19 protein-coding genes and 1 pseudogene are annotated in these 25,353 nt (G+C 56.5%); 14 read left to right on the forward strand and 6 right to left on the reverse strand.

Features of this window, described 5'->3' with window-relative positions:
- Nucleotides 1–157: 157 nt before the first annotated feature.
- Nucleotides 158–3,760: a tetratricopeptide repeat protein gene (locus tag SH139x_RS02775; RefSeq protein ID WP_488353761.1), complete on the reverse strand. Its 3,603-nt coding sequence runs from the start codon at nucleotides 3,758–3,760 to the stop codon at nucleotides 158–160.
- A gap of 786 nt (nucleotides 3,761–4,546) precedes the next feature.
- Nucleotides 4,547–5,419, reverse strand: coding sequence for a TIGR02452 family protein (locus SH139x_RS02780; RefSeq protein ID WP_488353762.1), 873 nt, complete (start codon nucleotides 5,417–5,419; stop codon nucleotides 4,547–4,549).
- 486 nt (nucleotides 5,420–5,905) lie between these two features.
- Here SH139x_RS02780 and SH139x_RS02785 point away from each other — a divergent pair, with 486 nt between their 5' ends.
- From SH139x_RS02785 to SH139x_RS02795, 3 genes are all read left to right on the forward strand, one after another.
- Nucleotides 5,906–6,835, forward strand: coding sequence for a hypothetical protein (locus tag SH139x_RS02785; protein ID WP_488353763.1), 930 nt, complete (start codon nucleotides 5,906–5,908; stop codon nucleotides 6,833–6,835).
- A gap of 64 nt (nucleotides 6,836–6,899) precedes the next feature.
- Entirely contained in the window at nucleotides 6,900–7,475 is a 576-nt protein-coding gene (locus SH139x_RS02790) for an ECF-type sigma factor (RefSeq protein ID WP_488353764.1), read from the forward strand.
- 72 nt (nucleotides 7,476–7,547) lie between these two features.
- Nucleotides 7,548–10,733: a bifunctional serine/threonine-protein kinase/formylglycine-generating enzyme family protein gene (locus tag SH139x_RS02795; protein WP_488353765.1), complete on the forward strand. Its 3,186-nt coding sequence runs from the start codon at nucleotides 7,548–7,550 to the stop codon at nucleotides 10,731–10,733.
- Between the two features lie 364 nt (nucleotides 10,734–11,097).
- On the opposite strand, the gene SH139x_RS02800 is transcribed toward SH139x_RS02795, so the two are convergent.
- Nucleotides 11,098–11,925, reverse strand: coding sequence for an IS21 family transposase (locus SH139x_RS02800; protein ID WP_488353766.1), 828 nt, complete (start codon nucleotides 11,923–11,925; stop codon nucleotides 11,098–11,100).
- Nucleotides 11,926–12,014: 89 nt separating this feature from the next.
- On the opposite strand from SH139x_RS02800, the gene SH139x_RS02805 reads away from it, so the two are divergent.
- Entirely contained in the window at nucleotides 12,015–13,250 is a 1,236-nt protein-coding gene (locus SH139x_RS02805; RefSeq protein WP_488353767.1) for a WD40/YVTN/BNR-like repeat-containing protein, read from the forward strand.
- Here SH139x_RS02805 and SH139x_RS02810 read toward each other — a convergent pair.
- A complete protein-coding gene (locus SH139x_RS02810) occupies nucleotides 13,145–13,825 on the reverse strand; it encodes a transposase (protein WP_488353768.1) in 681 nt (226 codons plus the stop codon). The two genes, SH139x_RS02805 and SH139x_RS02810, sit on opposite strands and share 106 nt — an antisense overlap.
- Before the next feature lie 75 nt (nucleotides 13,826–13,900).
- On the opposite strand from SH139x_RS02810, the gene SH139x_RS02815 reads away from it, so the two are divergent.
- From SH139x_RS02815 to SH139x_RS02825, 3 genes are all read left to right on the forward strand, one after another.
- Nucleotides 13,901–14,392 carry a hypothetical protein gene (locus SH139x_RS02815; protein WP_488353769.1) on the forward strand — a complete coding sequence of 164 codons (492 nt, stop codon included), beginning with the start codon at nucleotides 13,901–13,903 and terminating at the stop codon, nucleotides 14,390–14,392.
- Nucleotides 14,392–15,294, forward strand: coding sequence for a hypothetical protein (locus SH139x_RS02820; RefSeq protein WP_488353770.1), 903 nt, complete (start codon nucleotides 14,392–14,394; stop codon nucleotides 15,292–15,294). The genes SH139x_RS02815 and SH139x_RS02820 overlap by 1 nt, the downstream gene beginning before the upstream one ends.
- Nucleotides 15,295–15,568: 274 nt before the next feature.
- Nucleotides 15,569–17,041 carry a transposase gene (locus SH139x_RS02825; RefSeq protein WP_488356149.1) on the forward strand — a complete coding sequence of 491 codons (1,473 nt, stop codon included), beginning with the start codon at nucleotides 15,569–15,571 and terminating at the stop codon, nucleotides 17,039–17,041.
- Between the two features lie 43 nt (nucleotides 17,042–17,084).
- Here the strand turns inward: SH139x_RS02825 and SH139x_RS02830 are convergent.
- A pseudogene (locus SH139x_RS02830) lies at nucleotides 17,085–17,399 on the reverse strand (alpha/beta-hydrolase family protein); the annotation flags it as partial.
- Nucleotides 17,400–17,861: 462 nt separating this feature from the next.
- On the opposite strand from SH139x_RS02830, the gene SH139x_RS02835 reads away from it, so the two are divergent.
- The gene (locus SH139x_RS02835; protein ID WP_488353771.1) at nucleotides 17,862–18,530 is read left to right on the forward strand and encodes a lactonase family protein; all 669 of its coding nucleotides are present in this window, start codon (nucleotides 17,862–17,864) and stop codon (nucleotides 18,528–18,530) included.
- 261 nt (nucleotides 18,531–18,791) lie between these two features.
- Here the strand turns inward: SH139x_RS02835 and purD are convergent, their stop codons facing one another.
- Entirely contained in the window at nucleotides 18,792–20,090 is a 1,299-nt protein-coding gene (purD, locus tag SH139x_RS02840; RefSeq protein WP_488353772.1) for a phosphoribosylamine--glycine ligase, read from the reverse strand.
- Between purD and SH139x_RS02845 the strand changes: the two genes are divergently transcribed.
- From SH139x_RS02845 to cyoE, 6 genes are all read left to right on the forward strand, one after another.
- A complete protein-coding gene (locus SH139x_RS02845; RefSeq protein ID WP_488353773.1) occupies nucleotides 20,077–20,295 on the forward strand; it encodes a hypothetical protein in 219 nt (72 codons plus the stop codon). The genes purD and SH139x_RS02845 overlap by 14 nt on opposite strands.
- A gap of 225 nt (nucleotides 20,296–20,520) precedes the next feature.
- The gene (locus SH139x_RS02850; protein WP_488353774.1) at nucleotides 20,521–21,318 is read left to right on the forward strand and encodes a methylamine utilization protein; all 798 of its coding nucleotides are present in this window, start codon (nucleotides 20,521–20,523) and stop codon (nucleotides 21,316–21,318) included.
- Nucleotides 21,319–21,644: 326 nt separating this feature from the next.
- Nucleotides 21,645–22,994, forward strand: a complete 1,350-nt coding sequence (locus SH139x_RS02855) for a cytochrome c (RefSeq protein ID WP_488353775.1) — start codon at nucleotides 21,645–21,647, stop codon at nucleotides 22,992–22,994.
- Nucleotides 22,991–23,167 (forward strand): hypothetical protein, encoded by a 177-nt coding sequence (locus SH139x_RS02860; RefSeq protein WP_488353776.1) that lies wholly within the window; start codon nucleotides 22,991–22,993, stop codon nucleotides 23,165–23,167. Before SH139x_RS02855 ends, SH139x_RS02860 begins: the two co-directional genes overlap by 4 nt.
- Nucleotides 23,164–24,150, forward strand: a complete 987-nt coding sequence (locus tag SH139x_RS02865; protein ID WP_488353777.1) for a COX15/CtaA family protein — start codon at nucleotides 23,164–23,166, stop codon at nucleotides 24,148–24,150. Before SH139x_RS02860 ends, SH139x_RS02865 begins: the two co-directional genes overlap by 4 nt.
- Nucleotides 24,151–24,197: 47 nt before the next feature.
- Nucleotides 24,198–25,340 (forward strand): heme o synthase, encoded by a 1,143-nt coding sequence (gene cyoE, locus SH139x_RS02870; RefSeq protein ID WP_488353778.1) that lies wholly within the window; start codon nucleotides 24,198–24,200, stop codon nucleotides 25,338–25,340.
- Nucleotides 25,341–25,353: the final 13 nt, after the last annotated feature.

Genomic DNA, 25,353 nt, shown 5'->3' on the forward strand with positions numbered 1-25,353 from the left:
TATCTAGATCGCCTGAAACGAAGTCGCAAATCAAGTCGTTAAACCTATCGTCAGTGAAAACAGGCCTTCAAGTGGCTCCTTTTCAGACTGCCAGCGCAACTTTAACGCTGCCAAAGCGGTCCCCTTTTTCACTGCCATCTCCATTTGCCGCGTTATCCTAAGGAGCTTCTCCATCCGGCTCGCTACGATGGCCTAGTTGCTTGGCAAGTTCCTGTAGTGCGGGATCGTCTCGCAGCGACTTCAAGTCCGGATCGCTCATCAATTGAGGGGCGGTAGCCGCTCCTTGTTGACCGGCGGTTGTTAGGTGCTGCAGGGCTTCAGTCCGCAACGCTTCGGCGGTGAGGCCCTCCTCCCGCGAGTCGGCTTCCATCGCCTCTGCCAGGCAAACGGCAAACATGCAGGCCAAACTGTAATGGTCCTCGGGCCGGCGAATTTGCTTTGCGAAGCTGCGTGCGATCGTAGCGGCTTTCGCGAGATCGTGCTGGAACAGAGCCTGACGCGTTTGGGCCATTGCGCGGCCGGCCAACAGTTCTGGCGTCTGCGGGTGCTTGAGGTTGAGTCGTTCCCACATTTCCAGCGACGCTTCGATTGCTGAGAGCGACTCCGCGGCCTGATTCAACGCATTCAGGGCGACCGCCTTCTGTTGCAGCGAATTGGCCAGGTCCGCTTGAATGATCCCGACTTCCGGGAATTTTGCCGCCGCCGGAGTCAGAATATCGATCGACCTCTGGAAGCCGACAGCGGCCTCCTGGACGCGGTTGGCGGCAAGAAGCAAGTCGGCGTGATTGTGGAAGGACGCGGCGTGTTGGTCGGCGTATTTTGGATTGTCGGGCTCCTCTTGGGCAAGCTCCGCGAAATGATCCCTGGCGGTCATGTAGGCTTGTTCCGCTTGCTCCAGGCGTCCCATTCGCTGCAACGAGCTGGCCAAATGCATCCAGGAGTTACCTCGGTCGCTCTTGACCTGTGGGACCTGGGCCAAGTCGCCTTTCAGTTGGTCCAAGCGTTGGATGGAGTTTCGAAACAAGGACTCCGCCTCTTCCAGTTCGCCGCTGTTGAACAGAATATTGGCCAGGTTGTGCTGGCAGGCGGCGACTTGCACGTGATACATCGGCACGTCGGGAGCCGACTGGGCGGATTCGGACCATAGCTCGGCTGCCTTGCGCAAGGGCCCTTCGGCGTCCGCCGGTTCCCCCAGCATCGATTGTGCCTGGCCGAGCGTCATGTAGCTGTTGGCCAAATCGGCGACCTCCTTTTGCAGCAGAGGCTCCGCGGCGCGTGTCGCCTCGAGTCGTTCGATCGAGGACTGCAGCAGCTCGATCGCCTGAGGAAATCGGTTCATTCGTAGAACGACTTCTGCCAGGTTGTGGTTGGCCGCTGCGAATTGCGTTGAGTAATGACGCACGCTGGGATAGTCACGGTTGAGCTGGCGGTAGATTTCCAAGGCGGAGGCCTGCCGCTGCTCCGCCTCTGGAAACCGCCCTTGCTCCACAAGGACATTGCCGAGTCTCATCAAGGTGCTTGCCTGATCAACGCGATAGCCGGGCAACTCGCCGGCCACGGCAAGTAGTTGTTGTTGGCGATCCGCCGCTTGCAGCAGCGCTTCTTCGGCTGACTGCGGGTCGCCCATCCTCAAGTACAGAAGCCCGCGGTTGTGCAACGCGGCCTGCAGAGAGTAAAGAATGTCAGCGTCCTGTGGCCGTTGAGACACCAGTAAAGCGAAGAGCTCGCCCGCCCGCAAAGACTCCTTCTCAGCTGCAGACAGCTCGCCGGTCTCTGTCAATGCCTGAGCAAGCTCCTGGCGTATGGCGGCGTGCGTCGCGGCAATCTTGGGATCGTCCTGTACGGCGGCGGGCAACGCATCATGCAGGACCGCCGCCTGGTTCAGTTCTTCCAGCGCCGCGGCTGGGTCGCCCATCAGGCGAAATAGACTGCCGGAGTCCACCAGCAGTGTGAGCATGTTCTTTTCAACTTGCCAGGCGAGGGATGGTTCGCCCTGCAATTTCCCGAGCAGGTCACGTTGCAGATTCAGATGCCTGCGAACTGCTGGGAAGTCGCCCAACATGCGGTAGCAGCGACCAAGCAGTCTGTGACTACGGGCGGTCTGTAGCACCATCGACGGCAGAGCTTGCTCTTGCTCGCTCAAGGCATCCAGGTAGAAGGCCAGCGCGTCCTCCAGCAAATCACGGCGAACTTCACTCATGAAGGGAACGTTCGCCAGTCGTTCATTTCCCACGCGGGTCAGCATCAGCTCAACAGAATCGAGAGCTCGTCCAAAATTCCGTTGTGCGACCTCGCGAGCCCTATCCGCGATCTGCTTTTCCGCGGCAATTCGCCGTCGTGCTTCGTCAGCTTGCCAGGCGATCCCCAGGCTGGCCACGATCGCGATCAGCGCTACGACGGCGGAAGCGGCGACCAGGGTTTGATGTTGCCGCACCCAGCGGGCGGCTCGGTCCAACCAGGGCTCGCGGAAGGCCGAGACCGGCGCGTCGGCCAACCAGCGCTCGACATCCTCGGCAAGCTCCAAAGGCGACGCGTAGCGGTCTTCGGGCGAATGCGCCAGCGCCTTGCGACAAATGGCGTCCAGCGGCCTGGGAACGCGGGCGTTGATTTGGCGAGCCGCTCTCACTTGACCTGCTTTGACTCGCTCTAGAATTGCCGCCACGGAGTCCTCCACCACCGGCGCCTGCCCCGTCAGCACGTAAAACAACGTTGCCCCCAGGCTATACACGTCGCTGGCCGGCCCAATGTCGCCGATGCGTCCCTCGGCTTGCTCGGGACTCATGTAGGCGGGCGTTCCCATGGCGCTTCCCATTTGCGTGGGAGCGGCGCCAGAACCGCCGCTCCGTGAAGCGGGCAGCAGCGTCTCCTCCTCCGACTCCGCCTGCGAATCCGGTCGTCCCACGGCCTTCGCCAGTCCCCAGTCGACGACCAGAGTCTCGCCAAAACGCCCCAACATGATATTGCCGGGCTTGAGATCGCGGTGCAGGACGCCGCGACTGTGGGCGTACTCGATCGCCTGGCAGACGTCGATGAAACGCCCCAGCAACTTCCGCAACGCGAGCTGTTGTTGGTCGTCGCCGGCGAACTCCTCGGCATGAAATCGCTGCGCGGCTTCTCGCAGACTGTCGCCGCGAATGAACCGCATCGCGTAGAAGGGGCGCCCGTCTTCGTGAGTTCCCAATCCGTATACCGGCACGATGCTCGGATGCTCCAAGCCCCCGGTGATCTCGGCCTCCGCCACGAACCGGTCGCGATTGTTGCGATCGTCGGCATACCGTTGCTGAATCAGCTTGAGGGCGACTTCACGGTTGAGTTCCTGATCCATGGCGACAGCCACTTCGCCCAGCCCGCCTCGAGCGTGCGGCCGCAAAATCCGAAATCGTTCTTTGCGGCCACTCACTGTTGCTGCGGACGAATCCGCGGCCCGCGAATCTCCACGCGAGGACAACTCCAGCGTGGCGTCGATGGCGGGATCTTGGAGTGACGCGAGTTCCTCCTTTAGACTTCCCAGCGAGCTGACCGAGGCCAGGCTCTTTTCGACATCGTGGTCATGCAACTCTAAGTGCTTTTCCAACACGGCCAACAGCAAAGGCTCCGCCTCCGCGTCCAAAGCGCCCTGGCGAACCAACACGCGGTTGAGCGGCGTGGCCTTGTCCATGACCCAGACATGCATTGCGTCAATCAGCTGATCGCGGTGGATGAAATCCAGCTGCAGAGCAAGGATGCCAAGCAAGAGGTTGCGATCGTTTTTCGCCGGCATAGCGTTCTCCTAGAACTGGGGGCCCGCCGGGTCCGAAGACCGGAGCCGGCTGGAACATTAGAGCCCGTCCAGCTCGCGGTGTGGCGCGGACAATTAAAAAAACGTGGTTCAACCGCCTTTCGCCGCTTTGCTCACTGACTAGAGAAATCTGATCTCAATTTGAGTCTAACAAGGGAGCCGCGCTTGATCAACATCGCAGAGGCTTGGCTGCTACGCTGCGATGCGGCCTCTTCAGGGGTGGCTTCGCCAGGGTCAGGCTTTGTGCTCGGTGTTCAGGGGTGCGGAGAGATTGTGATTTGCATTGCGTTGGTGGCTCGGCTTTACAGATCGTTCAGCTTGCGAAGTCACTGTAATTCGCTGTTTTTCGCACTTACACTTACACTTACACTTACAGTTACACGCGCACTCAGGAGCAGCCGGTACTCGTACTCGATCGTAGTGCTGTCGAGTACCATTTCATTGAGTACGAATTGGAAACCTCGGTTGCCAGGCTGCACAATTTCTTGCAAGCAAATTACGTAAATTAATTTGCCCGACCCTAACGAGCTTGCCACGTTCGGTGAAGCAGTTTAATTATCTAGCGTGGCCGCCTCCGAAAGACCGATTTCGCGCTCGACTAGCAGCAAACGCCGTTTGGGTTATTGCTTCGCGTACTGATCTGTGCGGGGGGCGGCCAGTAACGGCCGTCCTTAACGCGATCCCTGGCGAAGGCTCCCTCGGCACGGGGTGAGGAAGAACATGTGCGATGCGTGGGGGATAGCTCCGGCGCGAATGATGACCCTACCCTCATGGGCGGAAGACGTCTCGGAATGGTCCAAGGAATTTGCGATCGGGGGACCAATCGGTAATCGCGAACACGACGTCGGAGAAGGAGCCGGCAAATTGTTCTCCCAAGGCCTCCAAGAAGTCCTCGGCGGTACGTTGAGGATCATTCCCAAACGCGCCGCATCCCCACGCACCCAGGACTAGTGTTGTGTAGCCGTAAGCTGTCGCAATCGCGAGCACGCGGTGGATGCGTTTTTTCAACAGTTCAGCCGCTTTAGCAAACTCGGCTCTCCCAGCAACGGGGGCGGCGCAGGTGAGCCAATCCAATCGAATCAGCTGGTCGAGTGCGACCAGTGAGTCGTCACGAAAGAAGGGAACTTGGGGCGACAGAATTGCCCAGTCTGACGAATCTTGCATGTGAAGGTACGAATGATATAGGTACATTGGATCGCTCAAGAGTGTCCAGTACAACGATGACAAGCGGCAGAGCGATTCTTCCTGAGCAGTCGCACCAGTGAGAAAGCCGCCTCCAGGCGAAATACCATTCGCAAAATTGAGCGAGAGCGGTCGATGTCCGTCTTGCTGTAGTCGACGGGCTACGGCGAACGTTGTCTCGTTGCTAACTTGAACACGCGTACGATCAAACGGTTCTCGTGATGTCGACGGCAGCGGCTGCCAAGGAGGAATGGTTCGCTTAGCAACACAAGCTTCGATCACTTGCTCGCCCCAGTCGACTCTCGCGTTCTTTTCGTTTTCATAAAACCCCTCCGTAACCGCATGCACCACAATCCGCGAGTGGTAGATGGCCAAGTCGCCTCCCAACAGAAGCTCACTTTTTCGTGCTGACGCCATCTCCTCGGAATCGAGGCAAGGTAGAAATTCCAGCTGGTTCATCTTGATTCTTTTCTGTACTTACGGTCGAGAATTTGATGCCTGAACACGATAAAATGGTCAGGATTTATATACTGCCTCGCAGTATATCGTAGGAAAGATTATCGAAAGTCGCCACTTAGTTGAAAGCTGGCCCAAGTTCGCGCGTCATCTCCAAGGCGGCGCGGCGATTCTTGCTTTCTGGCAAACTTGTTCACCGAACACCAGGCACAACCCTGGCGAAGCCTCCCACGCCTAGGATTTTAGGATGCGCTGCTTGTGAGTGAGTCCCGGATAGCTCACGTGGAAGTTGCCCAAAGTCTTTTGTGAGTAATAAGTTAGATGCGCAAGAAGATTCTTGCGCAATTTCGAAGAGGGTTGTGGCCGGGGAGCGAATATTATTGATTCAAAAGAAAATACAATAAAATTTGGCAGAGTCCAGGAACACAAATCGCCAATGAAATTAGAACAAGTCTGACGGCGACTCGATATTCAAAAGGAAAATTATCAATGCTAATTCGAAGATCACTGATTGTCAGCTTGGCTGTAATTTTTCCCGTGGTTGCTTTTGCACCAAACGTGTTCATGCAGGATGCTGTGGGACAGGAGGAAGAGCGCGATCTTCGAGACGAAATTTGGTGGGAGGCGGCGAAGCTTCTGCAACGTCGCGAGTATGCAATTGCGGCTAATTTCCTCGAGAGCGAACTGGATTCTCTTGAAAACGCTTCTTATGCCAGCGGAATTCAGGCTGATCTCGATGCGGTTAGAAACGTCTTGGCCTTGTCAGATTCTGTCGAATACAAAACCGGTAGATTGCAGCCTGGTAATTCGGTAATTGAATTGGTCGGCATTCCGCACAAGCTGAAAAAAATTGACAAGGCTGCGACGCAAACCGTGCTAGTTTTCGAGAACGCACAAGGTGAAGAGGTCCGCAGGACGCTTGCCGAACTCGACGGCACTGCATGGATGAAACTTGGGGAGTCCGGAACTTCCGATTGGCAGGGACGGAATTTGACGTTCGCCGTGTTCTGGTCCTACGATCGCTACCGAAATGTAAAGCTTGCTCGCGAGTATCTCAATGCGGCCGCGAAGGACGGTGCGAATGTGCAGGTTTGGCTGACCCGCCTGGACCAATTGAGTACAAACTCAAGGCCCAACGAAAGGAACCGTAAAACGACTAGTCAGCGTTTTATCGGCAAGTGGAGCGTCGCATTGAACAACGGAGTACGGCTCACGTTCGACATTCGTGGAAGGTCTAAGGCGACGCTGTATTTCAAGGGAAAGCCGCTCAATGCTAAATGGACGGAGGATGGCAACGGTGTCATTCGAATGACAGACGCACGTGGCAAAACGTTCATCATTAACGTGGCCGAGGATCGGTTTTTCGGCACAACGAACAATGGCGTGCGATTCCGCGGTGTTCGCCAAGCTGGAGGGTAGATAGACCATTGGCTTGGCTTAAACATAACTAAACACGAGTATCGCTCTCCTGACACATAGACGAATGGCAGACATTACTGAATTGCTGGTTCAGATTGCAAGTGGTGAAGGTGCAGCTCGCGACGAGTTGATTCCGCTTGTGTACAGCGAGATGCATCAGATAGCGACTGCCCAGTTGCATCGGGAGCGCGCGGGGCATACGCTCGATGCGACATCGCTTGTACATGAAGCTTACATGCGCCTACTGGGGAGCGAAGAACAAGTCGTAACCGCTAGGGATCGACAGCAGTTCATGGCGGTCGTTGCCGTCGCAATGCGGCGCATACTCGTCGACCATGCCCGCAGTCGATTGCGACTTAAACGCGGCGGAAACTGGGAGCGAAGCAACGTCGACTTGGCAAATTTCAATGCAGTGGAGACCTTATCGCCCGAGAATTTGCTGTCGCTCCATGAAGCTTTAAACAAACTGAACAAGCAGGATCCTACTGCTGCGGAGCTTATCGAACAGCGTTTCTTCGCCCAGTTGACCATGTCGGAGGTGGCGGAGAATCTGGACATATCACTTCGAACTGCTCAGCGGATTTGGGCTTTCGCGCGAACGTGGCTATTCGCTGAGATCGAGCAGTCGCGTGGCACGTAAAGATCGCACTAGGACCATGAAACTCGGAACAGCGTTTGCGGGTTGAGGACAATTAAGGAGTTGGTTAAAAGCATGCGAGAACGTACGATTTTCCTGAGAGCGATCGATATCGAGGAGCCATCTGCCAGGGCGCAATTCCTTGAGCAGACGTGCAATGGAGACGATATGCTTCGCAAGCGAGTGGAGGGTCTTCTTGAGGCCACAAGTCGACTTGGTAGTTTTCTCGATTGCGGTTCTTCGTCGAATTGGCTCAATACAACCAATGCCGATTCAGAGCTTGACGCAGAGCCTGCGACAGCAGCGGCACAGCAGGCAACGACTCTGCACGAACCAGTACATATCGATCTTTCGTTCCTAGAACCATCGTTTCGGCCTGGAGTCCTTGGTAGCTTGGCTCACTACGAGGTTGAAAGTGTGATTGGCCAAGGCGCGTTTGGAATCGTCTTGAAGGCCCGAGATACCAAGCTTGGACGTGATGTGGCTATCAAAGTGCTGCAACCACATCTTGCCACAACATCCCCACCGAGGAAACGCTTTGTTCGAGAAGCACGCGCGTGTGCTTCGATACGGCATCCGAATGTGATCAGCGTCTACGCCGTCGAAGAGTCGCCCTTGCCGTACTTGGTTATGGAGTACGTACGTGGCTCAACGTTGCAGGACCTTATCAATCTGGCGGGACCACTTGAGCTGGAGGAGATCCTTCCCTTAGCTGCCCAACTAAGCTCGGCTCTGTCGGCGGCTCATGAGAATGGACTCATCCATCGCGATGTAAAACCAAGCAATATTTTGATTGAAGCTGGCGCCGAGCGTCGATTAGTAATCACTGACTTCGGTTTGGCGAGAACCGTGGACGATACGAGCCTCACTCAGTCCGGACTCGTCGCCGGAACCCCCATGTACATGTCACCTGAACAAGCGTCTGGCCGCCCAGTTGATGCCCGCGCAGACTTATTTAGCCTGGGTAGCGTACTGTATGTCATGGTGACAGGGCGTCCTCCGTTTCGTGCGAGCACCTCTCTCGCAATCATGCATCGCGTCGTATCCGCAATACCGCGAGCCGTGCAAGAGCTAATTCCCGATGCACCTGATTGGCTATGCTCTGTCATCGAAAAGCTGCAAGCGAAACGACCAAACGAGAGATTTCAATCGGCTCGCGAAGTCAGCCAGCTGCTTCAACAATTCCAGACTGACTTACAGCGATTCGGCTCTGTGCAGAGCGCAACTTTGTCCGGACTAGGTGGGGAGAATGCGATAGTCGACGCCCCCTGCCCCACGTCGCGCAAACCACTTACGACAATCCTTGGTGTTGGCCTCGCACTGGCGCTAGCTGCTGCTTTTCCTCTTGGGCTGATGCTGCGGCAAGAAACAACTCATCCGCAGGCCGACGGGAACAGCAGTGCAGCGGTTAGCACATCGAAGGGGTCCGGAAATGGTCAAGCTCAAGAAGAAGCGGGCCCTAACACGTCGAACGGCATTGAAGTTAAGGACGGAGCCCCGCCGCCACTGCGAGTCCCTGTCGACTCGGCAAAGGCGGCAAGCATTCAGCAGGCGTGGGCCGACTATTTGGGCGTGCCGGTCGAGTTCGAAAACCGGTGGGCTATGAAATTCAGGCTCATTCCGCCCGGCGAGTTCTTGATGGGAAGCACAAATGAAGACGTTGAGCGGACGATCGATAACGCCCATGTCGGCAATATGTGGCGTGCAAATATTCGGAGCGAAGTTCCGCAACACTCCGTCAAGTTGTCGAAGCCTTTCTATATGGCGACGACCGAAGTCACTCAGCGGCAGTACGAACACATCATGTCTGCCAACCCATCTTTGTACTCGGGAGGCCAAGCACCACCCAACCTCTCCCGATCGGCGAGCGACTTGCCCGTGGAGAAAGTGAGTTGGCTTATGAGCAAAGAGTTTCTTACTCGCTTGAGCATTCGGGATGGAATACTGCAACAGCGTCCCCCGGAAGATGCCAACTATGGACCAGGCGGATATCGATTTCCAACAGAGGCTGAATGGGAATTCGCATGCCGCGGGGGAAATCAATCGCGATTCTGGTGCGGCGATGATTACCCAAAACTAAGGTTGGTTGAGAACGTGGGCGGTGGCAAAGTGGGGCTGCCAGAGACTGTTGCGTCTCGATCTCCAAACCCGTTCGGGCTATACGATATGCATGGAAATGTTCGCGAATGGATCGCTGACCGTTGGAGTGACGACTACTACAACTCGCTGGTTGATTCCCATGCAACAGACCCGCAAGGGCCAACTAGTTTTGCGCTGACTTTTCGTGTCGTTCGGGGTGGCGATTTCTGGTGGCATGCGGATACGGCTCGCTCTTCGAGTCGATGTGCCGAGGCCGAAAATATTGTGCCAGATGTGGCGATTGGCATCAGACCCGTGCTCGATCTTGCTGACTACCCCTTCCACGCGCGTGCCAAGGCAAAGGAACCGAAGGTCGTTGAATTCGCCGAAATTCATGGTGCGAGTTTTCAGGAACTTCGAAATTGGATTGATAGTCTCGACAGACGGTTTGTACCGACGGTGGTCAATGTTAGGACAGGTACTGAGACGAGCCACTTTGACGCGGTTGCACTCGAATATGACAAACCCAAAAAGTGGATCGTGCAATTTCACACCACGGAGGAATTCGATGCTGACTTCGACTCATTGCGGCGCAGCCATGCCTGTATCTGGCGCGTCGCCTTTCCGCTAAGTTCTGTTGAGCAAGCTAGCCAAGATACGATCGAAAGTAAGGAGGATCTGCTGAGTCTTTCTGTCTGGATTGAACGCAAACCGGATCATTTTTGGGCTGTGTGGACAACTCCTTCATCCAATCTTGAAACAAGTTTCAATGTGGAAAGCGGAAGCGGGTGGATCCCGAGGAGCATTACAGAACTAGGGGAATACGCGCGGTATGCGCATGAATTTATGCTTGGCGTTGGTCATCGTATTCGCTTGCGAAGACCAATGAGAGAACTAGCCGACCTGATTGAGCAATCGCGAACGGAGCAATGGCAGCCGTTTCTACTTCAAACTAAGTTCAACCCGAGTCAACCAGAGTTTTTCGCCGTTCTCAGAGACGACGTCGACGGACAGCCCTGGGAGTTTTCGAATCGAATCAGCGAAGAAGAGTACTCCGAAGAAATCACCCTCCGGCGCTTGGGAGCGTGGTATCCAGCTCACACACTTTCGTACGTTGAGGATCAGAAAGTCTTTTACTCAGTCGTCTGGCGGGCAATGCATGAGCCAAGCGAGTTGCCGTGACTATTGCCACGTCATAGTATCGCTGGTGCGAAAGCCCGGCGCATTTGCCGATTACCGCTATTGTGAAGAGATGTTCCCCGGCCGCCACATCCCACGCGATATTATCCCAGTCCTGCCTACCCGCCGCAGGCCGCAGGCGGTCGGCGGGGAAAACGCGGCGCGCGACGCGGCGATTATTGCTAGCCGGCAACCTTGTTCACCGAACGAGGCAAGCTCGTTGGGGTCCATTTTCGTTGAAGTGCCAATCGGGTCAGGCTTTGTGTTCGGTGTTGGGGAGAGGGTGGATTATCTGTTTCGTGTGTCCAATTGCTGTTAGGGCAAGGAGTCGTTGTACTTGTTCCAGCCTACCGTCTGACGCCAAATCTCATCGATAGGCCGAAGACCGGCACCAAGAATGATAAAAGAAGAGGCGAGATGAAAACCAAGTCGAAATTACGCTGATCCTGAACACCGAACACAAGACACGACTCTGGCGAAGCCTCCCGCTGGCATTAGTTTTTTGGGCGACGCAGCCGTAGTGATCCATCAGGGCTGCGTAACGCGTCGTCAGTGTCGTTCGATCAGAGTGATTTCGAACGGCCGCGCTGAGCGAATCGCTTCGGTGCTGCGCGGGCACGCCCCCGAATTGCCAAAAGGCGTTCTGAATTCCCTCGCTAAGTGCTTCGAAAGATTCGGAGAAACATAACGAAACCGATTCGACGTTGCTGTAGGTCAGCACACAATGAAAGAGCGTGTGTTTAAAAGTGGCTCCCGCGATCTTCACGCCGAGTTCATTGCAGACGGTGAAGTCGCTCGCGGCGAAGCGTCCGGGGTGATGTTCTTGCGGAAAGATCACCGGCTTATCGGGCCCGTGGATGGCTCGCCAGTTAGCGACCCGTCGCTCAAAGGTGCGACGGGTCGAATCCTCGAACTTGCCGGGATATTGCCGCTGAAGGTCGCCAAAAAGCGTAATCGCTTTGAGCCTCGGTTCGGCTTGGAGCACCTGCTCGACGTCGTTCCAAACGTCGGCAAAGGGATCAATGCGAGTTCGATACTCACGTCGTTGAGCTCTCCGTTGCGAGGGCAGCGGCTGATCATCGCGATAGGAACGTGCGGTTTTCTTATCCATCGAAGCCATCCTGGCGGAAGCGGCGAGTGACTTACCTGCGGCCAGCCATCGCCTGAGTTCAGAAACTTGTCCATCCGTGACCATCGCAATCTCCTTGGAGAGTAGGAGCTTGCGATTATGCGAACATCTTCCCAACCGTGGGAATTCTAATTGTCGCGGAGAGGGGAAACTAATTGTCGCTAGACAAATATCTGTTGCGAACTCGCGATTTGGGTCAAACCTGGGAAGAGATCTCTCCCGACTTGACTCGGAATCAGGATCACCGGCAGGGTAAGGGGGGCGGGCCGTTGACGGTCGAAGCGGTCGGTGCCGAGAGCTACGGGACAATCAGCTACGTGGCCGAATCACCTCACGAGCCGGGGGTGTTTTGGACTGGTAGCGATGATGGACTCGTCCAACTGACTCGAGACGCGGGGCATAACTGGTCCAACGTGACTCCCCAGGATTTGGATGAGTGTTTGATCAACGCGATCGAAATTTCACCGCATGATAAGGCGACCGCCTACATCGCGACAACTCGCTATAAATTCAATGACAAACGTCCGGGTTTGTACAAGACAACCGACTACGGACAATCGTGGACGGCGATCTCCAGCGGCATTCCAGAGGGGGCGTTTACCCGAGTCGTCCGCGAGGAGCCTCGGCAGCAGGGCTTGCTGTTTGCCGGCACGGAAATGGGATTATATCTCTCGCGAGATGGTGGAGCATCTTGGCAGCCCTTTCAGCTCAACTTGCCAGTTACCCCGATCCTCGATCTGATGATTCGTCACGACGACTTAATTGTCGCCACTTCGGGGCGGTCAATTTGGATTCTTGACGATCTGGAGCTGATTCGCCAGCGAGAGTACCTGCAAGACGATGCGAACGCCGATATGCACCTCTTTGAGCCCGCAGCGGATTTCCTTTCCAATCACAGCAGCCACTTAGACAAGACAGATCTAAAATTTGACGGGACTGATTTATTGCATGGTGTGAATCCAGCAAACGGCGTGGTGATCTATTACGAACTTCCGGAGTTGCCCGAGGGGGCGCATGTTGAACTGGAAATTCGAGATGCTGACGGTTTGCTAGTCAATCGTTTCTCATCGGAGAAAGATGAGTCGTTTCAAAAGTACGCCGGAGGGCCTCCCGTGCCGCGGCTGCTCACAGGAGAACTGGGGCTCATTCGCTTTGTGTGGGACATGCGACACGCGAGCATGCCGGGAGTTCCCGAAGTCTATATCGAAGGCAGCTATCGAGGTCACAGGGGAGAAAAAGGGTCAGGAGCCTATTTGGCGGTTTGGGGAGAAAAAGGGTCAGGAGCCTATTTGGCGGTTTGGGGAAACTTGCGTGGTCGTCCCTTTTTTCTCAATGTCGACTCCAAACCATACTTCCGTGCTGTTGATTCGACCCACCCCATGTCTCCATAGGGTTGGCTGCGCTGAATTGCTCGTCGAAGCTGGTCTTCCTCTTTCTCGCCAATGGGGCGGTTTACCCTTGCAACCCAATTTGGCAGGCGTGGTAATGGCCAGCGGGCCAGTTTAACGCCGCACTTGCCACCGCACCAATTGAACAAGCTTCCGAAACGCCATTGTTCCGCCGCGTCGACAAGTCCGGCGGCAAGTGCATTGCGTTCAACGTAGCGGCAAACCACGAAGAAGTGCTCGTCGCTCTGGATGGGAAAACTCTTGTAGCGACCTTGGTAAAGATGTCCACTGCCAGCGCAATGGTAATGCGCATGATGTCGAGCAGTGTGTGTCATTGTCACCCAGTACATGAGACGACTCATCGCCCCATCCTCACGTGGAGAGATAACCATGTGCCAGTGATTTCCCATCCATTGGTAGGCGAACAAATCAACGGGAAATTTTTCAAGTCCTTCGCAAAGCACCCGCTCAAACGCTTCGTAGTCAGCAGCCTTGTGAAAGATGGTCATCCGGCCATTGCCCCGGTTCAAAGCATGGTAGATTTCACCGGCAACATCGGCGCGTGGTGGTCGTGGCATCGTTGGGTCTCCTGTAGACCAGCAAGATAACGAAACAAAATTTCCCAGTCAACCAAAACGGCTCCTGACCCTTTTTTGCTCCGCAATCAACTGGCGACAGCGACCAGCGAACCGGCCGGGTTTCCCGAAACCTTGGGAGACGCCGCGGCCGATATGCGAATCGCGGCCCAATTGCTGCAGCGGGGTGAACCCACGGCCGTCTCGCTGGACGCCGCCACGGCCGCCTTGCAACGACTCGACCTGGTCCTGGAAAGTTTGGACGCGGCAACCGACAACAGCGAAAGATCGGCTCCCGCCGAAGGTGGCGAACCAACGACTGAAGAACAAAATGCGGAAGCTGAAGAGAACAAAAAAATGATGGCCAGCTTGCGTTTGGCTCGTGCCACGCAAGCGTTTCTGAAAACGCGTACGATGGAGCTGATGCAAGCGATCGAAGAAGCGACGGAAAAATCGACCGATCCGGCCATCAAAGCTCGTTACGAAGTCGCCAAACGAAAACTGGCCGAAGAACAACAACGCTTGATCGATCGCATCGAAAGCTATGAAGAACTACTCAGGTCCCGCTGATGAACCGCAAAGCTAAATCGCCCGTCCCGGCTCCGCTGATCATCGTCTGCCTGCTGGCTGCCGCTTGGTGGCTCTGGCAAGACCCGCCGGCGACCGCTTTCCAGCCACCACCCGCTGATCAACAGGCTCCTGATCAACCCGCTGCCGATCCACAGCAAGCTGATGATAACGGTTTAGGAGGGTTACTTGAGGGGCTCGATCTCGAACCTGAAACCGCTAACCCACCAGCGGCCGATTCCGCCGCGCCGCAGAACTCCGCGCAGCCGAGTTCTGATAAATCCAAAGCCAGTCAGTCAGCGCAAGAAAACTCGGGGATCCCGCTGTGGCAAGCCTATTTGGCGATGCGCGACGCTGGCCAGCGGCTCTCGCGGGGACAAGTCGATGAGGACACGTTGAGCTCGCAACAGCGGGCTATCGATCTGTTGGATGAAATCATTAACACCGCTTCATCCGACGAACCAACGGGCGCGGCGCAAAGTCAGCAGTCTGAACAACAACCTGCTGGCGAGCCCCAGCAGGATCCGGACGCGCAACAGGATCAACAGCCGGGAGAATCAAATACAGAACAGACCCAGCAGACAGAGCAGTCAGAACAAGCAGAGCAAGGTAGCGAGCAGCGAACGGAAGGGGCGGGGCAGAACGAGGGACAGCAAACGCCGGCGGGCGAGGGTGATGGCTCGGCGGCGGGTGATGATGGCCAAGCGACCAAGCAAGAAGCGGCTGTGGCAGCGCGGGCCGGACAAGCACCACCGCTGGCTGAGGGTCAAGCTGTTTGGGGACACTTGCCGCAACGCACGCGAGGACTGCTGCGAGCCGACATCCCGACGGAGTATGTTCCCCGTTATGCCAAAGCCATTCGTGCCTATTTCGAAGCCTTAGCGGAACTCCCCGCCAATGAATAACCTGCCAATGTTGCCGACCGGGTTTGCCGACCGGGGTCAGCCCTGGTGTTCGGTTTTCAGGGGGTGCAGCGAGATTGTGATTTGCATTGCGCTGGTGTCCCGGCTTCAGAGATCGTCCAGCTTACAGCTTATGATTTGCTAGCAAAAAAAAATGGCCTCGCACGGGGTGGACTGTTCGCACTACGAGTGCGAGTGATTTATTGTCACTCCGACGAGGCCAGTTGAAAGCTAATGACTCTGTCACCAAAAAACAACTGCATTCCAGTATCCGCCCCTGGCGGAAGGTTCCCCAGAACTACTTGCTCTCCAAGAGCAGCTCAAAGACGATTCCCATGTCCAGGCCGTCCGGCGAACCATCAGCCGCCTCGATTTGCAGACACTGCGTGAGGTGTATCGAGGTACCGGATCGAAACCGTATCCGCCTGAATTGATGCTCGCCGTTGTGCTGGTTCAGATCCTCGCCGGACTGACCAGTCCGGCCCAGTGGTTTCGCGACGCGACCTCGAGAGATCAATGCAAGCTGGTTGGCCAAGGCATCGCTCCCTCGCGTTCAGCCTGGTACGACTTTCGAGACCGAGCTGGCAAGTTCATCGATACTCTCCACCAGCAGCTCATCAATGATGCAACCGATAACGGGCTGGTCGATCCCGTCGAAGCCGCTTTGGATGGAACGTTCACCTCGGCCAATGCGTCACGACACAAAATCTACAATCTCAAGCAGATCAATCGTCGCTTGAATAAACTCAAACGAGCGATCTGGTCAATTGACGACCCGCTTCAGATCGCTGCCGCAAAGCCACTCGAGAAGGTCCCGAAGTGGATTGCTGAAACCGCCGCAGGACGTGGCAGGCAATTGCACAGTCTGCGGCAAGCAAAACGCGAATTGCTTGATAAAATCCGCGATAATCGCAAGGCTCACTCACGTTATCGCCGCGATGAAGCCAAGCTGGTCGTAAGTCCGGCTGACCCCGAGGCGGTGATTGGCCGAGACAAATATGACGTGGTCCGACCGCTCTATAACATCCAGTATATGACCGACTGCCAGAGTGGTGTGATTTTAGGTTTTGAAGTGTTTCGGCAAAACAGTGATAACACAACCCTGGGACCGATGATCGAGCAATGCCAACGTATCGTCAAGGGTTGCTTGCGGACGATTCATGCCGACGCCGGCTACTGCTCGATTCTTGATTTGAAGGATTGTGAGCGGTTGGGAATTGATTTGTGGGCACCGGTTCAGGACAACATCATGCAGCAACGTAAACTGGCCAACGGTCAACTCCAAATACCCTCAGGCGAATTCGACTTTGATCGATCCACCGGCGAGCTGCGCTGCCCTGGTGGCCATGCGATGAAACTAGTACGTACCGTGCAGCTTCCCCGCGCCTGTGGACGCATGGTACCGGAACTGCGTTTTGAGCAGTCGAAGGAAAATTGCTTGGGTTGTCCACTAGCGTTCAAGTGCTTGGGCAATGGCTCAAAACGTCGGACCATCAGCCGCCAGAAAGAACAGCATCTACTGGATGCGCAAAAGGAAAAGATGTCAGGTGAAGCGGGTCGCCAGAGTCGAGGGAAGCGTGGTTCATCAGTTGAAAGAAGTTTTGGCGACGGAAAGCTCCACCGCAATCAGACTACTCAACACGGTCACGGATTAGCTCGGGTACGAGCCGAGGTGGGCCTGCTGGCGCTCGCTCAGAACACCTTGACGCTATACAACCGCGAAAAACGCAGTGAAAACGCATCGCTGTAAGCTGGACGATCTCTTTAGGCGATTCGGCTCAGGAACGACCAAACTATTGGCTTAGCATTTGTTTTGCTTTGAACAAATCTTTCAGACGTTGCAATTCCTCGGCGCTCCAGCCGGCGGGTTCGGAAAGTGCGTGCCAGGCGTCAATGTAATCAGCTGGTGCATACTCGTGACCAAAGCCGGGCGGCGCGGTTCCCACGATCATGTCCGCGGCAACTTGTAACATAGTGACGATCGGAAACCAGCGTAACTCGGGGGAAGCATCGGCCCCGCGGGAGCCTCGCATCCAAGCGGGTTCTTGCCAGGCTGATTGAAAGCTGAAAAAGACGATTGGATCGCTGTCGTGTTGCAAAAAAGCTAGGGTGGAAAAGGTGACGGGGTGGAAAAGGTGACGGGGGGAGTTTTAAGTTTACACTACACGAAAAATGACTAGCACGCCAAAGAGCAGGACGATTTCGGCGACCTTCGAGGGTATCTTTGGTAGGGGGCGTTGTATTGTTCCAGCCGACTGCCTGACGCTAAATCATATCTGTAGGCCGAAGGGGCGAGGAGAGCCAGCGCAGAAGATCTAACATCGATGGTTGTGTGTTAGCCTGGCGAAGCCTCTCCGCCAGTGTGTGGCCTTTAGGCGATGCGGGTAGTACCGACCGGTTGGTTGCCAGTTACAATCAGTAGCTTGCTCGCCGAATCAAACAACCTGCTAGTCATTTCTTCCGTCGAGGTTTCGCATGCCCCCGTTCGCTTCCAACCGCCGTGCTTTCTGATTTCTTCCGCGACGGTGGCTGCGGCTGTACCGTTGGTCGCGTCACCTCTACGGACAGCAGTGGCGGACGAGCCGGCCAACCCCGGCGGGCCGTTGTTGGCCTACGTGGGTACCTCCAGCGCTCCGCTCCGCGATGTCTTGCCGACTCAGGTCGACCTACCGCCGGGCAATGCCCGGGGCATTCATATCTTTACAGTCAATCGCGAAACCGGTGATTTGACCCCGGCCGGTCTACTCGAGTCGGGAAGCAGTCCCAGCTCGTTGGTGATCAATCCCGCCGGTACGCACATGTATTCGGCTGATGAAACCGCTCGCGTGGGGACCGGCAACATCGGCACCGTCAGCGCCTATTCGATTGATCATCAAAATGGCCAGCTGACGCTGTTGAATTCCGTACCTTCGGGCGGCGCCGGGCCGACCTACGTGAGTCTTCATCCCTCGGGAAAATTTCTCTTTGTGGCAAACTACTTTGGCGGCACGGTGGCTGTTCTACCCATCTTACCTGATGGGCGCTTGGGCCAAGCAACCGATGTCAAAGTAGACTCTGGAGAGATTGGCCCTATCCAGGCGACCAACGCGCCTCCTGATAGCTTTGCGATCAGCGGACACGATCGCACGCACGCGCACATGATCGAAGCGGCTCCCGACGGGCGTTTTGTACTGCACGTCGATCTTGGATTGTGTGCCATGCGGGTCAGGCTTTGTGTTCGGTGTTCATGGTTAGCGTGATTTCGATCTCCGGCTAAACGTTTTGGTCAAACGAAGCAAATCCGATCAGGACTAAGAAGCGCTCCGCAGGTGTCGCGCACAAACCTCAAGAGAAAGTGGTCGAAAAAATGGGGGCAGGAAAATTCCAGGGACGTAGTTTCCTGCCAAGCCTTTGATTCACTCCGCTAACTGCTAACTGCTAACTGCTAACTGCTAACTGCTAACTGCTAACTGCTAACTGCTAACTGCTAACTGCTAACTGCTAACTGCTAACTGCTAACTTCAGGCTTCTGCGAGTGCTTTGTCGCTGATGTCTTTGCGACACCAAGCGCCGGTCCAGCGGATTTCGCGAACGGCTCGGTAGGCTTGCAGTTTGGCCGCGCTGATCGAATTGCCAATGGCCGTGACCCCCAGCACGCGTCCTCCGGCCGTGAGCACTTGCCCGTCCGAGCCTTCCTTCGTGCCTGCGTGAAAGACTTTTACATCGTCCACCGTTGCCGCTTGTTCGAGCCCGCTGATCTTCAGTCCCTGGGGGTAGTCGCCTGGATAACCTTCGCTGGCCATGACCACGCAGATGCTGGGCCGCGGGTCCCACTGGGGCGGTTCGATGCTCTCCAGTTTGCCATCCACGGCTGCTTCTATAATTTCAACCAAATCGCCTTGCAGTCGCATCAGCAAGGGTTGGCATTCGGGGTCACCGAATCGGACGTTGAACTCGAGAACTTTGGGGCCGGCTGCGGTCAGCATCAAGCCGGCGTAGAGCACACCGCGGAAGGGGCGGCGGGAGCGTTTCATGGCATGTACCACGGGCACCAGGATGGTCGCTTCGATTTTCGCCATCATTTCCTCGTCGACCACAGGCGTGGGGCAGTAAGCTCCCATGCCGCCGGTGTTGGGGCCTTGGTCTCCGTCGAAGGCCGGCTTATGGTCTTGAGCGGCTGGGAGCGTGAGGATGGTGGTGCCGTCGGTGATCGCCAACACGCTGGCTTCGACACCGATCAGTCGCTCCTCGATAATTAATTTGTCGCCCGCAGCGCCGAATTCACGATCTTCGCCGATTCGCTGGATGGCCGCTAAGGCTTCGTTGCGTTTTGAGCAAACGATGACGCCTTTCCCGGCTGCCAGGCCATCCGCCTTGATTACCACCGGACAGTTGGCGTCGGGTTCGGTAAAGCGATCTTTGATGTACCGAGCGGCATCTTCGGCGCTGCGAAACGTTTGGTAGGCGGCGGTGGGGATGTTGGCTTGATGCAGCAAGTTTTTGCAGAAGACTTTGCTCCCCTCCAGTTCGGCAGCCGCTTTGGAGGGTCCGAAAGCGCGGATCCCGGCCGCTTGCAGATCGTCGACCAGGCCGGCCACGAGCGGCGCTTCGGGGCCGACGACGACCAAGTCAATTTCGTTCTCTTTGGCGAATTTGACTAGTGCTGGCGAGTCGGTGGCGGCGATCGGCACGTTGACCGCGTCGAGGGCCGTGCCAGCGTTGCCGGGAGCCACGTAGACGTGCTGGACGCGGGGGCTGGCGGCGATTTTCCAAGCTAGCGCGTGTTCGCGACCACCATTACCGACAATGAGCACTTTCATAGCAACGCACAGCAAGAAAAAAGGAAGCGAGGGGGCAATTGCCGGGAAAAACAACCGACAGGCGGCCATCATAAGCCAATCGCCCGGCGGCGGCGAGGGAACGCCGACGCGTGATATCGCCAAGAAAATTCGGCAGATAAATCGGCTGTTAGCTATCGGGTGGTCGGGGGATCGCTTGTTGCCAGCGGGAATTATTCCCCCGTAGATTCGTCCCTAGGGCTGGATCTTTCCCGAGGACTCGGTATAATTGAGCACTACCCACCAGCGGAAGGCGTCTGCCATTCCTTACTTCCCTCCTTGGGATGGCACTCCGCTAATTAGTAGCTAATTTGATATTGAGGCGGTGGCCGGATTCTCCACCTTATCCGGCTGCCGCCTTTTCTTACTGGTGTATCCAAACAACTCCAATTCGCTGGGGATGAAACTACCCATGTTGCGACGTGCATTTATTGGTTTAGCCGTCACCGCGGCCGTGACGAGCAGTGCTTTCAGCTCGAATTTGGCAACTGCTGCCGATGAGACGGGCACCTTGAAAATGAAATTTGTCTACGGCGGCAAAGCACCTGCTGCCGAGTCGGTAAATATCAACAAAGACATCGAGTTCTGCGGCAAGACCAAGCTGTTTGACGAAACGTTGCTTGTGAACTCCGAAAATAACGGGATCAAGAACGTCGTCGTTTATGTCTACACGGGACGTGGCGGTTCGAAATTGCCTGAGTACGAGCCAGTCTCGAAGACGCACGAATTGGCGAATTTGGAGTGTCGTTTCGAGCCGCACATTTTGCTCATGCGGACTGGCGATACTCTCAAGGTGACCAATCCGGACGAAGTGGGGCACAACGCCAACATGCAGTTTATTCGCAATGAGGGGAAGAACCTGCAGATTCCTCCTGGTGGCGAAGTTGCACTCCAGTTGGACGCTGCCGAGCCGGCACCGATTCCCGTCGATTGCAACATTCACCCTTGGATGCGAGCCCGCGTGGTTGTGCTGGAGCATCCTTTCGTTGCCAAGAGCGACGAGAATGGTGTTTTGGAGATCAAAGGTCTGCCCGCTGGTGACGAGTTGGTCTTTCGGGTGTACGCCGAAGCGGCTGATGGCCCGATTAAGGAAGTCATGATCAATGGCAAGAAGACGAAATGGCGGCTCAATCGCTTTGAAGTCGACGTCAAGCCCGGCGAGAACGACATGGGGACGATTGAAATCCCCGCTGCAGCCTTCGGTAAGTAAGCCGGCTGGCTAAGTGGCCGACCATGAAACGCGACAGCATCCGGAGTTTCCGGATGCTGTTTTTTTGCGCCTTCGGAGGGCTGCTTTTGATAGCTGGCCGCCAGCCGCTGTCTGCCTCGGGGGACTTACCCTGCGGGGGGGCGGAAGTTACGATTAAGGCGTTTCCGCGACAGTCGTGTTGTTGCTGTGCGGCATTCTGTCGCGATGGTGCCGGGTTAAGCGGGTGCTGGCTGCGGGGTTCTACTAATGTTCGGTTCCCGCAGCTTCGTTTGCCGGCACTCACCCGCTCGTTCAACTCATCCCTCGAGGAAAGCATTAGCATCCCGATGACGCGGAATTTTTCTCCAGCATTTTCTGAGCCCGATGCGCGAGTCTCCAAGCTTTCGTCAGTCGGCACCCAGCGGTCGCTAGTTGGCGGCACGCTCTGCAGTTTGTTATTGCTGGGTGTTCTGGTTGGTTGTCGTCCCGGGCCGGTGCAATTTACCGGTAACGCGGTGCATGCGGAGCTGTTGAAAGCGGAGACGGGAGTGTCTTTGGATGAAGCGATCGGCGATGTGGAAGCGGTTTTGGTCGACGTGTTTGGCACACCCGACGAGCCGCGTTTGCCGGCCATTTTAGAGAGCGATGGGGAGTTTGCCGGGTTGCTCAGTATGCAGCGTTTGGAACAAGCAGCCGGGCCCTTCGCCAGCGACCGCGACGATAACCACGTGGGTCTGTATCGTGAGCATTGTAACGCGTGTCACGGTTTGGCCGGTAATGGACGCGGACCAGCCGCGATGTTGCAACGACCTTATCCGCGAGATTTTCGCGCTGGAATATTCAAATACAAATCGACGCCGCGGAACGTAAAACCGACCCGCGACGACTTGCTCAGCACTTTGCACCGCGGGTTGCCGGGAGTTCCCATGCCCTCCTTTGCGTTGCTGATCGAGGAGGAGCGGGAGGCGTTGGTGGATTACGTGATATATCTGTCGATTCGCGGTGAAGTCGAGCGGCGGTTGTTGGCGATCGCCGCGGAGGGGTTGGAATACGATTTAGCCGACGGCACTCAGTGGCTGCGGCCTCAGGAACGCAATGCCCAAGCCGAGTTGGCCGCTGAGCAGCAAGCCTGGATCGATGCCGAGATTCGTGCGGTGGCAGAGCAGTGGTTTGTAGCCGAGTCACGCCGCTTGCAGGTGGAAATTTCGCCTGGGCTTGATTTGCAATCGAACGCCCTGATTGCGGCGGGGGACAAGCTGTATCACGGGCAGGTAGCCAATTGTGCCAGCTGCCACGGGCCGGCTGGTAACGGGATCACGTCGTTGCCCGCTGACTACGATGATTGGACGAAGGAGTGGACGACGAAGTTGGGAATTGACCCGGGGAATCGCGAGAAGTTAGCGGGATTTTTCGACGCTGGCGCGTTTCGGCCGCGAGCGCTGCCGGCAAGGAATTTGACAAACGGTGTTTACCGTGGCGGCAGCTCTCCCGAACAGCTGTATCTGCGGATTGTGCATGGGATCGACGGCACGCCGATGCCGGCGGTGAACTTAGTCGACTCGCCTGCGGAAACCGGTCTGACGGCTGATCAAGTTTGGCAGTTGGTTGCCTACGTGCGGTCGCTGGAGACTGGTAGATCAGCGCCGAGCACAAGTCCCAACGCGAATTCCAGTCAGGTGGCGGAGGCAACTCAATGAGTGAGCAAACATATCGCTCGTTGTTCGCTGTGCTGGGAATGATTTTGGGCATTACGGTGATGGTTGGGCTGGGGCGCGGCGGTTTGGTTTGGGGCTTTGTCTTCGGGGCTGGTGGTGCGGTGTTAGGCGGGATGTTTGGCGAGACGTTAGCTCGGATGCGGGGGCGATTATGAACGTGCCTGGCAGGGGAGTGCATTGGCTGGCCGTGACGATTGTCTGTTTGGTGTGGCCGTTGATTTGGTTAGGCGGGTTAGTCACCACATACGACGCTGGGATGGCGGTCCCTGACTGGCCGGGTACTTACGGATACAACATGTTTTTGTATCCGCTGGAGACGTGGTTGTACGGACCGTTTGACCTGCTGATTGAGCATGGGCATCGATTGTTGGCGGCGGTCGTAGGCTTTGTGGCGATCGTGTTATTTGCCACAGCTTGGTGGGTCGAGCCGCGACGTTGGGTCGTTTGGTTGGCCGGTGGCGTCTTGGCCAGCGTCATTATTCAGGGAATTTTAGGCGGCATGCGGGTGGTTTTGGACGCGCGGTTGTTGGCGATGATCCACGGGTGTTTTGGCCCCGCGTTTTTCGCGTTGTGCACCGCAACGGCAGTGGTGACGTCGAAGTGGTGGTGGACAGCCTCAGCCGGCGTGTTGGATCAAAAAGGGCAAACGGTCACGGTGGGGCGTTGGGCTCAGCGAGCGGCGGTGGGTCTGGCCGTGTTGTGTTACGTGCAGTTACTGTTGGGAGCCCAACTGCGTCACTTGCAGGCCGAGACTTCGCCCACCGCTTTCCGGCATTTGGTGGAGACGCATGTGGGAACGGCGCTGCTTGTCTGGTTGATTGGCGGATTTTTAGCGATCCGATTGTGGGGGTGCGGCGATTTGGCGCTGTCGCGACCGGCCCGTTGGTTGGTAGGCTTGTTGAGTCTGCAGATCGGCTTGGGGTTGGCAACCTGGATAGTGAACTATGGAGTTCCGCTGAGCACCGAGCAATGGCCGGCAGGCATGTGGCCGCCACTGTCGAGTTACGTGATCTTATCGAAGGGATACATTGAGTCGGGAATCGTTACTGCCCATGTGGCCACCGGTTCTTTGCTGATCGCTTGCTCTGTTATGTTGTGGCTGAGGACGGGCAGGGCGGCTCAAACGCAGATTCATTAACACCTGTCCGAACCGCCCCGCGGGGTGGGAGAGAGGCAAAGCGAGCGATGAGCGGTAATTTATTGGCAGAGCGAAGACCAGCGGAACGTCCATCGACTGGAACGGCTGCGAAAGCTGGCGAACCAGCTGTGAGTGCTGGCGACCCAGCTGTGAGTGCGGGCCGGGCGACGGGCGTTTTGGATCCGGCCATTGACGATTCAGTCCAGTTTGGGAGCGGTGCCGTGGCAAGCGCATTGGAAGTGGTCCCGGACGCGAAAGCATTGCCGGATGAAGCGGTTGGTTTGGACGATTTGGAGCGATCGCGGTTGGCGGCGGACTTTTTGGAGCTGACGAAGCCGCGGATTGTCTCGATGATCCTGATCGTGACCGCGTTGTCGGCCGTTTTCATGGCGGGACGTGATTTGCAGTGGTTGCCGTTGTTGCATCTCTTGCTGGGGACCGCCTTGGTGGCGGCCAGCGCTGGGGTGCTGAATCAGGTATGGGAGCATCAAGTCGATGGTCGGATGGCCAGGACGCGGATGCGGCCTTTGCCTGCCGGGCGGGTGTCGCGGTGGAGTGCGGCGCCGTTTGGGCTGATGCTGATCACCGTGGGGACCGCTTATCTGACGTTCTTGGTCGGAGCCACGCCGGCGATGTTGGGAGTGGCCACTTGGCTGCTTTACGTCTTTGTCTACACGCCGATGAAAACGCGGACCAGCTGGAACACGGCGGTCGGTGCGATTGCCGGCGCGCTGCCGATGCAGATGGGTTACACGGCGGCGGGGGGTAGCTTGGCTGACCTTGAGGGCTGGTTATTATTTGGCGTGTTATTACTGTGGCAGTACCCGCATTTCATGGCGATTGCCTGGATGTATCGTTATGATTACGGTGCGGCCGGTTTGCAGATGAGCCCCGTGGTTGATCCTTCCGGCCGAAGTGCTGGGCGCCAAGCGGTGGCAGGTTCGATCCTGTTGATGTTGGTTTTGGTCGCGTTAGTCCGTCCGTTGACGGCGACTGGCGAAGGTTTGGGGATCAGTGTTTGGGGAATCGTGTTTGCGGTTGCCGCGGTGTTGGTAACGGCAAAATTTGTACTCGCATCGCTGCGGTTTGCCAGCCAGCCCGATGATTTAACGGCGCGGCGATTGTTGCGCGCTTCGCTGGTCCAGCTCCCAGCCGCCATGATGGTCTTGGTTCTTTCCGCTTTGATTTAAACAGCTAACACAT

Origin of the sequence: Kothea flammea (assembly GCF_052161645.1) — a bacterium.
In the GTDB taxonomy this organism is placed as follows: Bacteria; Planctomycetota; Planctomycetia; order Pirellulales; family Pirellulaceae; genus Laterigemmans.

Bases quoted from the DNA above. Each gene is read 5' to 3' on its own strand.
- SH139x_RS02775 (WP_488353761.1), bottom strand. From the start codon at position 3,760: ATGCCGGCGAAAAACGATCGCAACCTCTTGCTTGGCATCCTTGCTCTG.
- SH139x_RS02780 (WP_488353762.1), bottom strand. From the start codon at position 5,419: ATGAACCAGCTGGAATTTCTACCTTGCCTCGATTCCGAGGAGATGGCG.
- SH139x_RS02785 (WP_488353763.1), top strand. From the start codon at position 5,906: ATGCTAATTCGAAGATCACTGATTGTCAGCTTGGCTGTAATTTTTCCC.
- SH139x_RS02790 (WP_488353764.1), top strand. From the start codon at position 6,900: ATGGCAGACATTACTGAATTGCTGGTTCAGATTGCAAGTGGTGAAGGT.
- SH139x_RS02795 (WP_488353765.1), top strand. From the start codon at position 7,548: ATGCGAGAACGTACGATTTTCCTGAGAGCGATCGATATCGAGGAGCCA.
- SH139x_RS02800 (WP_488353766.1), bottom strand. From the start codon at position 11,925: ATGGTCACGGATGGACAAGTTTCTGAACTCAGGCGATGGCTGGCCGCA.
- SH139x_RS02810 (WP_488353768.1), bottom strand. From the start codon at position 13,825: ATGCCACGACCACCACGCGCCGATGTTGCCGGTGAAATCTACCATGCT.
- SH139x_RS02820 (WP_488353770.1), top strand. From the start codon at position 14,392: ATGAACCGCAAAGCTAAATCGCCCGTCCCGGCTCCGCTGATCATCGTC.
- SH139x_RS02845 (WP_488353773.1), top strand. From the start codon at position 20,077: ATGAGCACTTTCATAGCAACGCACAGCAAGAAAAAAGGAAGCGAGGGG.
- purD (WP_488353772.1), bottom strand. From the start codon at position 20,090: ATGAAAGTGCTCATTGTCGGTAATGGTGGTCGCGAACACGCGCTAGCT.
- SH139x_RS02850 (WP_488353774.1), top strand. From the start codon at position 20,521: ATGTTGCGACGTGCATTTATTGGTTTAGCCGTCACCGCGGCCGTGACG.
- SH139x_RS02855 (WP_488353775.1), top strand. From the start codon at position 21,645: ATGACGCGGAATTTTTCTCCAGCATTTTCTGAGCCCGATGCGCGAGTC.
- SH139x_RS02860 (WP_488353776.1), top strand. From the start codon at position 22,991: ATGAGTGAGCAAACATATCGCTCGTTGTTCGCTGTGCTGGGAATGATT.
- SH139x_RS02865 (WP_488353777.1), top strand. From the start codon at position 23,164: ATGAACGTGCCTGGCAGGGGAGTGCATTGGCTGGCCGTGACGATTGTC.
- cyoE (WP_488353778.1), top strand. From the start codon at position 24,198: ATGAGCGGTAATTTATTGGCAGAGCGAAGACCAGCGGAACGTCCATCG.